The organism is Flavobacterium beibuense (genome assembly GCF_004151245.1).
Lineage (GTDB): Bacteria > Bacteroidota > Bacteroidia > Flavobacteriales > Flavobacteriaceae > Flavobacterium > Flavobacterium beibuense_A.
Map to the genome: position 1 here is coordinate 300,896 of NZ_JUIW01000003.1, position 11,774 is coordinate 312,669.

Genomic DNA, 11,774 nt, shown 5'->3' on the forward strand with positions numbered 1-11,774 from the left:
TCTTTATGGCTGGTTTTCTGGTTGCTGTATTTCTGTTACTTATGGTAACAGCTTTTAGCTTTGGTTTAATACGTGCTTTAGTTGATAGAGAACGCAGAAGATGGTGGATGTATCTGATTGTTTTTGTTGTTATGCTATTTTTGTTAATGATATGATAGGGATTCTTCCTTACGACGGGATTACAACACGTAACTTCAAAACGCATAACCCGAAACAATTTTGTATTTTCGCCATTCATTTATAAATCTTCAAATCAACCATTAATGAAGAGAGTTGTTTTTATTACCGGAGGATCTTCGGGTATAGGTAAATCAGTAGGCGAATTTCTTGCAGAAAAAGGATATACCGTATATGGTACCAGTCGTAATCCGCAAAGGGTACCCGAGTCTAAATTTCCGCTTGTAGCGCTCGATGTTCGCGATCCACAAAGTATTAAGGCAGCGGTTAGCGAAGTAATACAAAAAGAAGGCAGGCTGGATATACTTATTAATAATGCGGGTGTGGGTATTACCGGTCCGCTTGAGGAAATTCCTGCCGAAGAGATTAAAAACAACTTCGAAACCAACCTTTTTGGCCCTATCGAGGTAATGAAGGCTGTATTGCCGCAAATGCGCGATCAAAAAAACGGACTCATAATTAACGTAACTTCCATAGCCGGTTATATGGGGCTGCCATACCGTAGCGTGTATTCGGCATCAAAAGGGGCGCTGGAGCTTATTACCGAAGGCCTTCGTATGGAGGTTAAGGGCTTTGGCGTTACAATAAGTAATATAGCACCAGGCGATTTTGCCACAAACATAGCAGCAGGGCGTTACCATGCACCACTTGTAAAAGGTTCGCCTTATGAGGTTCCTTACGGTAACACGCTTAACATGATGAACGACCATGTAGACAGTGGCAGTAATCCAACGGAAATGGCTGAGGCTGTTTATGCTATAATAAAAGACCCTAATCCTAAGGTGCATTATAAGGTAGGTGCGTTTATGCAAAAATTTTCTATAGTTTTAAAAAGGTTACTGCCTGATAAAGTGTATGAAAAGTTGCTTATGAATCATTATAAATTGTAGTTTTGCAAAAAAATTTTCCAGAAACATATTTAAAGTAAGAACATGAAATTTTTTATCGACACAGCTAATCTTGACCAGATTAAAGAAGCTCAGGAGCTTGGCGTTCTAGATGGTGTAACAACTAACCCGTCTCTAATGGCTAAAGAAGGTATTACAGGAAGAAACAACATTCTTAAGCATTATGTTGACATCTGTAATATTGTAGACGGCGATGTAAGCGCTGAGGTTATTGCTACCGACTATGAAGGTATGATTAAAGAAGGAGAGGAGCTTGCCGAACTGCACGAGCAGATTGTGGTTAAAATCCCTATGACGAAAGACGGTGTGAAAGCTGCTAAATATTTTTCTGATAAAGGAATCAAAACAAACGTAACGCTTGTTTTCTCTGTAGGTCAGGCATTACTTGCTGCTAAGGCAGGTGCTACTTATGTGTCTCCGTTTATTGGCCGTTTAGATGATATCTCTACAGATGGTTTAACACTTATCGAAGATATCCGTCTTATCTATGATAACTACGGTTATGAAACAGAAATTCTTGCTGCATCAGTACGTAACACTATGCATATTGTAAACTGTGCTAAAATAGGAGCCGATGTTATGACAGGCCCTTTAAGCGCAATTGCAGGTTTATTAAAACACCCACTTACCGACAGCGGTTTAGCTCAGTTTATTGCTGACTACGAAAAAGGTAATAAGTAATAGTTTAAAGGCTGCTTCGGCAGCCTTTTTTATTGGAGTTAATTTAAGATTCAAAGATTACTCACTCTGTCATTGCGAGGAGGAACGACGAAGCAATCTGTTATGGGGTTGAGTGTTCCCCTCTTGAGAGGGGATAGGGGTGTGTCTGTTTAATATGAATTACGAATTGAGATGTCTCCATGTCTCCATGAAATTTCCTTAGCCTGCGATGGCGTAGCGTGGTCATTGCGAGCCTGCGAAGCAATCTTAAATTATTCTTTTGTCTTGAAACAAAAGAACCAAAAATTCAAGGCTGTGACTCCTTAGACTAAAAATTATTTCCTTAGGCTAAACCATTCGAACTCGGCTATCGCCTCAAACAGCGAATGCTTTTTGACGCCTCATTCATAATTTTCTTAACGCCACAGAGCCAAATGCTATAGCTTCACTCTGCTATTAGTCTCTGATTTTGTCATTGCGAGGAGGAACGACGAAGCAATCTGTTATGGGGCTGAGTGTTCCCCTCTTGAGGGGGGATAGGGGGTGTCTGTTTAATTTCAAATTTCAAATTATGAGTTAGGCTAGAGATGTCTCCCTGCGGTCGACATGACAGTCTGCCGTATATCATTTTGAAGTCTAAATTGCAAATTTCTCCTCAATAAGCTGCCTGTTTATGGTTGCGCCCGCTTTGTTTCCCTGTGCTACAGCATTAGCAATAGACCTAAAGTGAGTAAGGCAGTCGCCCGCCGCATAAATACCGGGAACAGAGGTCTGCATGGTGCGGTCTACCTTTATAAAGCCTTTCTCGGTAAACTCAACGCCAAGTGCCGCCGGAATGTCACAATGCTGTATAAACGCCAGTTGGGTAAATACGGCATCAAGTTGCTCGGGTTCGGTATCCTTAAAATGAAGGCATATTAACTTGCCGTTATCATGTTCAATGGCTTCTATACAGTTTTCAACTATAGTTATATTGTTTTTATTTAGGCTGTTTACTTCCTCCGGTGTTAGCGTACTTGTGCCGTTCGTAAAAAGGGTAAGATTATCACTCCACTGACTTATGATTTTAGCCATTTCATATCCCATATCGGCATTACCCCAAGCCCCAATCTTTTTGTTTTTAAATTCATATCCGTGGCAATAGGGGCAGTGCAGTATAGATATTCCCCAACAATCGGCAAACCCGGGAGTAATGGGAATAGTGTCTTTTATACCTGTGGCAAACAGTACTTTCTTAGCAGTGAAAACCTGCTTCATTTTTGTTGCAACCTGAAAGGTATCATCTACCGGAGCAACATGAAGGGCGAATCCGTCAAGAAAGTACACCGTAGGGTAACATAAAACCTGTTCGCGGGCTATTTGTCTTATGGTATTGGGCTTACTGCCATCGTTAGTTAAAAAGTTGTGGGAGTAGGGTGTTTGTTTGTTACAGGGATCTCCGCTGTCTATAACCAGTACCGTTCTTCCGGCGCGGCCCAATGATAAAGCGGCTGATAACCCCGCATAACTTCCCCCTATAATTATCACATCAAAAGTTTCATTCTCTTCCATAGCTAGTCTGATAATATATAAAGTTATCAAACTAAATTTTTAGAGAAGAGTACTTTAACGTTGTGTTAGATTTTGAGCAGGATTTTAGATAATAGATATGAGATTTGAGACTTACTGTCATTGCGAGCCTGCGAAGCAATCTAAATTAGGAACTATTCTTTTGTCTTGAAACAAAAGAACCATCACGCTGTAGCGTGACTACGGCTGTGACTCCTTAGGCTAAAAATCATTTCATTCGGCTAAACCATTCGAACTCGCCTTTGGCTCAAACAGCGAATGCTTTTAACGCCTCATTCATAATTTTCTTTACGCCACAGAGCCAAATGCCATAGCTTCACTCTCCTGTTAATATCTGATTCTATCATTGCGGGGAGGCGCGACGAAGCAATCTATAAGCTTGAACAGATTGCTACGCTCCATTGCATTCCGCTCGCAATGACAGTCTTGCGTCTATCATCTATTGTCTTAAAATCTAAAACTTCGTCTTAAATCTCCTGTATATCTGTTTGTATCTTTTTCTGGCTGTGTGCGAAGGATACTTTCTGTATGGGGTAAGGTTGTTAAAGATCAAGGCTATAGCAAGCAATATTAAACATCCCGACAGCACAGGCGAAAGGACATACATATACCCCAAAGCCTTTATTTGCGGAGAAGCGGTTGCGCCTATAAGTGCTGTAGCGCCACCGGGCGGATGTAGTGTTTTGGTTATTTGCATCACTACGATAGATAACGATACTGCAAGCGGGGCAGCTACCCATAGCAGGTCGGGGAATATTTTTTGTACCGTTACCCCAATTATGGCAGATATAATATGTCCGCCAATTAAGTTTCGGGGTTGTGCCAGCGGACTTTCTATAACTCCATAAACCAAAACGCAGGATGCCCCAAAAGATCCTATCAAAAATACAAGCTCCTTTTCAGGCATCAGTCCGTACTGTAAATAAGCTATTATACCTAACCCTATAAACGACCCTATAAAAGCCCAAAAGTGTTCTTTAAAGTCTACTAAGGTTTCTCTGTATAAAACATACCGTGTTTTACGGTAGGTACGTTTAATTCGTTTAACGGGCATGTGCAGTTTTTTCTTTATAAGTATACACATTATACGGGCAAATCATTTTTGAAGTGATTTTTGCCACATAACAAACTATAAGCAGAGGGAAAAACAATGTATAATCGTTTACCACACCGCATACCAGAAACAATGCCGTTAACGGAGCATGTATACTGGCGCTTAGCATAGCTGCCATGCCTACAATCATAAAATTAAGAGGTATGATATCTTCATGTAAAAATGTATTAACCAGCAAAGCCACTAAAAGCCCTAAAAAAGCACCTATAAAAATGCTGGGTGCAAAAACGCCACCATCTCCGCCTGCGCCTAATGTAATAGAAGTTATTATGGGCTTCATTACAATAATGCCTAAAAGCAATAGCGCAACAGGCAATGTGAATAACAAGGTATTGGCTGATTCTAAATTTTCTTTTATGGCATGATAGCCATCCCCATATAACTGAGGTAATATAAGCAGGACAATGCTTAATGATAAAGCCCCCACCATAATTTTATAAGATTGCTTTTTTACTGCTGAAAACAGTTTTTTAATAACCAATACACATTTAGTAAGGTATACAGAGTTTAATCCGGCAATAATACCTAAAACAATAAAGTAAGGTATTGCCTTCCATTTCCAGAGTGGTATGGCAACTTTAAAAAGAGGGGGCTCGTTCATAAGGAGCAATAAGCTGTAAGCAACTGTTACCGAAAGTCCTGTTGCAATAACAAATGATTTAGACATCTTTTTGGTAATTACTTCATAAGCGAATAATATACCTGCTAACGGACTGGAAAACAATGCGGTAATACCTGCCGCTATACCAGCGCAGATAAGTTCATTTTTGTATTTTCTTAAAAATCGTTCTTTTTTGTGCGCTATATTCCCTATTGCTGCCGTAGAAACCACAGTAGAGACTTCTATACCTGTCGATCCTCCAAAACCTACTGTAATAAGTCCGTTTACAAAATGGGAAGGGATTTTATAAGCAGCCAGATTTTTTCCTGATTGTGTGCTTTCAAAAACTTCTTTTATGCCTTTATTCTCTTTCTTTTTAAAAAGGTAATGCCTTAAGAAATATATAACCGAAAGCCCTATTAAAGGAAATACAAGCAGGTATAATTTATTGATAAGGGTTTTTTCAAATAGGCTGGCTTCAAAATGTTCAGTTATATGCTTCAGGCTTATGGAAAGTGCTCCTGCTAAAAAACCTACAAGCAGTGATGCTATTATTAGTTTTTGCCATGTAGTAATTACATATTGCTTTCTTTTATTCTTCATAAGTTATGAGATAAAAAATTTATGCAAAAGTAAGCAGCAAATGGTATGTAAACAAAGATAAAAGAGTTTAAAATAAGCTTAGGATTAGTTTAACATTATTCTTTTGTCTTGAAACAAAAGAACCAAAAATTCAAGGCTGTGACTCCTTAGGCTAAAAATCATTTCATTCGGCTAAACCATTCGAACTCGCCTTTGGCTCAAACAGCGAATGCTTTTTAACGTCTTATTCATAATTTTCTTAACGCCACAGAGCCAAAGGCCATAGCTTCACTCTGCTGTTAATATCTGATTCTGTCTTTGCGAAGAATGAAGCAATCTATTTTATATAACCAATTAAAAACTATCTGCATTAAGATTATTAATGTAAAGTGCATACTTAAAAAGCTCTTCCCTTCCTGCTGTTGCAGTTTGTTTAAGATTACTGTCTAAAGAGAAGGTGTATGTATCTTCTCCTTTAACCTTAATATAATAGGTGTCTCTAATATGAAGAGTAGAACGATTAAACGGATTTGATATATAAATGTGATCGGTTGAAATATTTTCAAATATAGTTTCAAACCTGGCAGCATCATCGGCAGTAAAAAACATTTCTTTTCCGTTATGAATTCCGTTAAGTTTATTGTTGGCTAACCATATTCGTTTATATTCAGTAGTAGTATCAAAACAGCCATTAATTGATTTAATTTCTATTATGTCAATATCGTTACTGGCATTTCTAAAGCTGTTAATTTCATTAGCTACTTGTTCATAAACACCATAATAATCAGTAGACATTTCTAGATTGAAAAGCATAAAGTCATATCTGGTAGCATTTTTATATATGGTTTGAGAACAGCCGACTGATAAAATGCATATCTGTATAACAAGAAAAATTTGTAGTAAGGTGTTTTTCATTGTTTATGTTTTAAGTCTAAACGGACAGATCTCTAATTAATTATAAATAACAAATTAAGATGTCTCCCTCCGGTCGACATGACACTCTGCTGTTTTTAAACTGCCTACTGACTGAGCTCTACTCAATAATCATTTCAATATGCTTCTCCCTGTAGTCGTGAAGTATTCTTGATTTTTGAACAAAGCCATAAAACTTATCGTCCTTAAGTATAGGGAGGTAGTCGGCTTTTGAGGCTTCAAGCTTATCCATAATCATTTCTACCGAATCTTCCAGTGATACCGTTTCAGTGGCAGGGGCCATAAGCTCTTCCAGTTTGGAATATTTTATCTTAAACGGACTGAATATTATATGCCTTATGGCATTAAAATCGATTATACCCACCAGTCGTTTCTTTTCGTCTACAACAGCAAAAAGGCTTTCGTTTGTAGAGGTAAGCAGCTGTACCACATCATCCGGAGTTTGTGTAGGTAACAGGGTAGGAACATCGGTTTTAATAATATCAAGGATGTCTATAGAATTAAGTACGTTTCGGTCTTTGTCAGATGTAAATACTTCACCTGTTTCGGCAAGGTGTTTCACGTCCATAGAGTGAACCTCAAACTGTTTGGATACCGCAAAACTGATAGACGATACTATCATAAGCGGAAGCATAAGGCTGTAGCCTCCGGTAATCTCCCCGATAAGGAATATTGCCGTTAGCGGCGCATGGAAAAGTCCGCTCAAAATACCCGCCATACCTACTATGGTAAAGTTGCCTACAGGCAGGTCTTTATCAAGTCCGGTGAGGTTTATTATTTTGGCCACAAAAAAGCCCAGGTAAGACCCTACAAACAGGGAAGGGGCAAAGTTACCTCCGTTACCACCGCAGGAAAGCGTAAGTCCCGTAGCAAACACCTTTAGCATCATGGTTATACCTGCAAAAAGTAATAGTATCCAGGCATTGTCTTTAAATTCATCCACAAGGGTATTGTTCATAATAACTTCAGGATGCTGGCCTGAAAGTATCTTGATACTCTCATAACCCTCACCAAAAAGTGTTGGGAACAGGAATATAAGAAACGCAAGCGGAATGGCACCGTATAATGCCTTGCGGTACTGTCCCATTTTAGTACGGGCAAAATGCTCTTCTATTCGCTGGAAGGTACGCGCGTGGTACAGCGATACAAAACCTGCCAGTATGCCCAGCAGTACATAGTAATGTATGTTATGGTAATCAAAAGACTGTTCTTTAGGGAAAGTTAGTAATACCTCTTCGTTAAGTACAATGGTAGAGATAAGCGCACCTGTCGCTGCCGATATCATAATAGGAATAAAGGCCGTGATGGTAACATCAGTAAGTACAACCTCTATGGCAAAAAGCACCCCGGCAATAGGGGCGTTAAACGCTGCGGCTATACCGGCAGCCACACCACAGGCCAAAAGGAGTATCCTGTCTTTTTTAGACAGCTTGTATTTTTGTGCAAAGTTAGACCCAAAAGCCGCACCTGTTATGGTGATGGGCGACTCAAGTCCTGCCGATCCTCCTAAACCTACGGTTAGGGAACTGGTAAGTATCTGGGCATACATTTGTGCCCTGGGGATTATGCCTCCTTTTTTTGCTACGGCATAAAGTATGCGCGAGCTTCCTTTCTCAATTTTATTGTTAAGCACCTTGCGTACTACCCATACCGTTAGAACTATACCCACTACAGGCAGAATACTGTTAATATAGGGCAGCTTTAGGTAACTGTTTACATAAGTAGCAAAACGGAAAACGTTGTGGGCAAACCCTTTAAGTATAATTACCGCAAACCCAGTGGAGATGGAAACCAAAACACACGAAAGGTAAATAAAGTGCCTTTCGGATAAAAGGCTTTTCAGTAAAAAGAACAGGGTTTCAAGACGCCTAAAGTTATTTCTGAAGAATAATCTGATTTTAGAAATTGTTCTTTTGGGCATTGCTTACTACTACTATTTAGATTGAGAATTTAAAAATGCTAAGGTACTGCATTTGTAAATTATTTAGGTCTAAATCATAAATTTTTTAACGCTTCTCTAGCACTCAGGGGCTTTAGGCTGGCTTTTGTTACGAAATCCCTAACGGCCTGCGGATTGGTTTTTCCGTACTCTCTTAGTGCCCAGCCAATAGCCTTTTGTATAAAAAACTCATTACTGTGTTTATGTTTCACGCTTTGGGCAAAAAGTATATCCTCAATAGTATCTTTTTTATAACCCAGCTGGAAAATAATGGCACTTCGGTTAAGCCACATGTTATCGCTGTCGGAAAAACGGTTTATAACGCTCTCAGTCTCTTCCGGAAACTGCTGCAGGTAAACTCCCAAAAGATATTTGGAAATAGTATCTACGCTATCCCACCATGAGTGGGTAACTATAAGATGTTCAATAAGAACAATGTCATCTTTCACGAACTTCTTTTTAAGCTCTTTTATAAGCACTTCTATGGCACAATAGTGATACTCCCTTTTTTCCGCTTCATAGAGTTTAAGGGCTATATCGCGGCAGGAGGTTTTTATTTCCTGTTTATGGTTAAGGCAGGCTTCCTTAAAAATTGCCCTTCTGTCGTTTGTCTTTAAGCCATAAAAAGTAAACAGGCCCCTCATGTAGTCCTGCATGTACTTTGCGTTTTCAGCATTGGCATTGGCTTTAAAGCCAAAGGTAAGTTCGTCTATGAAATTCATATTTCCAGTTCGGCCGATTTTTCTTTTACATGATTTTGCAAATCTGCGAAAAATTCTGCGAATTCCTTTTCAAAAACAGCGTAGTGTTCCTTAAGTTCCTTAACCGAGTTCCGCATACCCGACCTGTTTTTGGTCCTATTGTCCATTTGAGTGAGTATACGCTCAATACCTTCCAGCGAAGCATAGCTTGCCAGCCAGTTATAGGTTATCATATAAGGCATCATGCCTTTGGTCTTTTCGGTAAGTATGTCGTAGTTGGCCTCCAGTATATGGTAAAAGCCCAGTGTATATTCTTCTAACGGAGTACTGCTATAGCTGGCCCAGTTCTTGGCAAGGAAATGATCGTAAAACATATCCATAATCACTCCGGCATAATGATGATACACGGGGTGCAGTCTTTTTGTGCCTTTCCTGAAAACGGGGTGGGCATCGGTATAACTGTCTATGGCACGATGCAGTAGTATTCCTTTTTGCACATCCGGCGGAAAATGTTCGTATTTGTTACCCGGAATATTATCGGCCATAAAATTGCCAATCTTAACCAGATCGTTATCGCCCGAAAGGTATATGTGTGCCAAAAAGTTCATAGGCACAATTTAGCGATAAGTTTTGTGTTGGCAAATACCAAAAAGCACAATGGCGGAATAATCCTATTTTGTTAACGTTTTTTATGATTTTGATAAACTGTTAACGAAAATGCATTATTATATTTGTGACTGAAAAAACAACCCGCTAACTAATTTTTAAAAAATGACGTTAATTAAATCGATATCAGGTATTAGGGGGACGATAGGAGGAAAAACCGGAGATAACCTGACACCAGTAGATGCCGTAAAATTTGCTTCTGCATACGGTACATGGCTAAAGAGCCAAAGCAATAAAGAAAAACTTACTGTAGTAATAGGCCGCGATGCACGTATATCAGGCCCAATGATTCACAGCCTTGTAATGAATACCCTTGTGGGCTTAGGTATAGATGTGGTAGACTTAGATCTTTCCACTACGCCTACGGTTGAGGTTGCCGTTCCGCAGGAAAAGGCCGACGGTGGTATTATACTTACCGCAAGCCACAACCCTAAACAATGGAATGCCTTAAAACTGCTTAACGAAAAAGGGGAGTTTCTTAGTGGTGCCGATGGTGCCAAAATACTTGAGATTGCCGAAAGCGAGGCGTTTGATTTTGCCGATGTGGACAACCTGGGCGAAATAACATCAAACGATGCGTTTATGGATATTCATATTGATGAGGTGCTTAACCTTCCGCTTGTGGATGTTGAGGCTGTTAAGGCTGCCAAATTTAAGGTAGTGGTAGACGGTGTTAACTCATCGGGTGGGGTTATTATTCCTAACCTGCTTGAGCAGATGGGGGTAGAGGTTGTAAAGCTGTACTGCGAGCCTAACGGACATTTCCCTCACAACCCGGAGCCGTTAAAAGAGCACCTGGGCGATATTTGCGAACTTGTAGTTAAGGAAAAGGCACACTTTGGTATAGTGGTAGATCCCGATGTAGACCGTTTGGCATTTATTAGCGACGATGGCGAAATGTTTGGCGAGGAGTACACCCTTGTTGCGGTTGCCGACTATGTACTGAGCAAAACACCGGGTAACACCGTGAGTAATATGTCATCTTCCCGTGCGCTTAGGGATATAACCGAAAAACATGGCGGAAGCTATGAGGCAAGCGCAGTAGGAGAGGTGAACGTGGTGGAACTAATGAAAAAGAACAACGCTATTATAGGTGGCGAAGGTAATGGTGGTATCATTTACCCTGAGCTTCATTATGGCCGCGATTCACTGGTGGGTGTGGCTTTGTTCTTAACTTACCTTGCCGAAAAGAAAATGAGCGTTGCTGCGCTTAGGGCTTCTTATCCGCAATACTACATGAGTAAGAACAAAATTGAGCTTACGCCGCAAATTAACGTAGACGCTATTTTAGAGGCTATGGCTACCAAATATGCTAGCGAGGATATCTCTACCATAGATGGTGTGAAAATTGACTTTGCAGAAGAGTGGGTACACCTTAGAAAATCGAACACTGAGCCTATTATCAGGATTTATACCGAAGCAAAAGGTCAGGATAAAGCCGATGCCCTTGCCGTTAGGATTATAGACGAGATTAAGCAGGTAGCGGGAATTTAAATTAAGATTTTCAGATAATAGATAATAGACGTGAGACTTCGCTTGTCATTGCGAGGTACGAAGCAATCTGTTTTAAATATAGAGCCTTCCATTTCGGAAGGCTTTTTCTTTTTATTATTTAATGATTGAAAATTTAAATATTTAAAGATTCTTACTCTGACGTTTTCCTGTTGCGTGTTACGAGTTCCCCTCTTGAGAGGGGCAAGGGGTGTATCAGTCATTGCGAGTGAAATGTAATGAAGAGCGGCAATCTATTTACATTCGGATGTTGTTCCATGTCGACCGAAGTGCAACGAAGTGGAGACATCTCGAGATTTTGTTCTGTCCTTTTGTCCTGCCACAAAAGAACGAAAAAGGCACGGCGTTTAATGCCGGAGCTTCACTCTAATGTTCTCTGTTGCGTGTTACTGATTCCCCTCTTGAGAGGGGC

The 11,774-nt window shown here is 40.0% G+C and carries 10 protein-coding genes; 3 read left to right on the forward strand and 7 right to left on the reverse strand.

Features of this window, described 5'->3' with window-relative positions:
* Nucleotides 1-263: 263 nt before the first annotated feature.
* The gene (locus tag NU09_RS05410) at nt 264-1,067 is read left to right on the forward strand and encodes an SDR family oxidoreductase (RefSeq protein WP_129750240.1); all 804 of its coding nucleotides are present in this window, start codon (nt 264-266) and stop codon (nt 1,065-1,067) included.
* Between the two features lie 42 nt (nt 1,068-1,109).
* A complete protein-coding gene (gene fsa / locus NU09_RS05415; RefSeq protein WP_129750241.1) occupies nt 1,110-1,766 on the forward strand; it encodes a fructose-6-phosphate aldolase in 657 nt (218 codons plus the stop codon).
* 615 nt (nt 1,767-2,381) lie between these two features.
* On the opposite strand, the gene NU09_RS05420 is transcribed toward fsa, so the two are convergent.
* The 7 genes from NU09_RS05420 to NU09_RS05450 all read right to left on the reverse strand — a co-directional run bounded on the left by NU09_RS05420 (nt 2,382) and on the right by NU09_RS05450 (nt 9,792).
* A complete protein-coding gene (locus NU09_RS05420) occupies nt 2,382-3,296 on the reverse strand; it encodes an NAD(P)/FAD-dependent oxidoreductase (RefSeq protein ID WP_129750242.1) in 915 nt (304 codons plus the stop codon).
* 472 nt (nt 3,297-3,768) lie between these two features.
* On the reverse strand, nt 3,769-4,368 hold the full coding sequence (locus NU09_RS05425; protein WP_129750344.1) for an HPP family protein: 600 nt from the start codon (nt 4,366-4,368) through the stop codon (nt 3,769-3,771).
* Nucleotides 4,358-5,632: a chloride channel protein gene (locus NU09_RS05430; protein ID WP_129750243.1), complete on the reverse strand. Its 1,275-nt coding sequence runs from the start codon at nt 5,630-5,632 to the stop codon at nt 4,358-4,360. Before NU09_RS05430 ends, NU09_RS05425 begins: the two co-directional genes overlap by 11 nt.
* Nucleotides 5,633-5,965: 333 nt before the next feature.
* A complete protein-coding gene (locus NU09_RS05435; protein ID WP_129750244.1) occupies nt 5,966-6,526 on the reverse strand; it encodes a hypothetical protein in 561 nt (186 codons plus the stop codon).
* Nucleotides 6,527-6,644: 118 nt separating this feature from the next.
* Nucleotides 6,645-8,465 (reverse strand): chloride channel protein, encoded by a 1,821-nt coding sequence (locus tag NU09_RS05440; protein WP_129750245.1) that lies wholly within the window; start codon nt 8,463-8,465, stop codon nt 6,645-6,647.
* A 74-nt stretch (nt 8,466-8,539) separates the two neighbouring features.
* The gene (locus tag NU09_RS05445) at nt 8,540-9,205 is read right to left on the reverse strand and encodes a DNA alkylation repair protein (RefSeq protein WP_129750246.1); all 666 of its coding nucleotides are present in this window, start codon (nt 9,203-9,205) and stop codon (nt 8,540-8,542) included.
* Nucleotides 9,202-9,792, reverse strand: a complete 591-nt coding sequence (locus NU09_RS05450) for an ACP phosphodiesterase (protein WP_129750247.1) — start codon at nt 9,790-9,792, stop codon at nt 9,202-9,204. The genes NU09_RS05445 and NU09_RS05450 overlap by 4 nt, the downstream gene beginning before the upstream one ends.
* Nucleotides 9,793-9,955: 163 nt before the next feature.
* Here NU09_RS05450 and glmM point away from each other — a divergent pair, with 163 nt between their 5' ends.
* A complete protein-coding gene (gene glmM, locus NU09_RS05455; RefSeq protein ID WP_129750248.1) occupies nt 9,956-11,344 on the forward strand; it encodes a phosphoglucosamine mutase in 1,389 nt (462 codons plus the stop codon).
* Nucleotides 11,345-11,774: the final 430 nt, after the last annotated feature.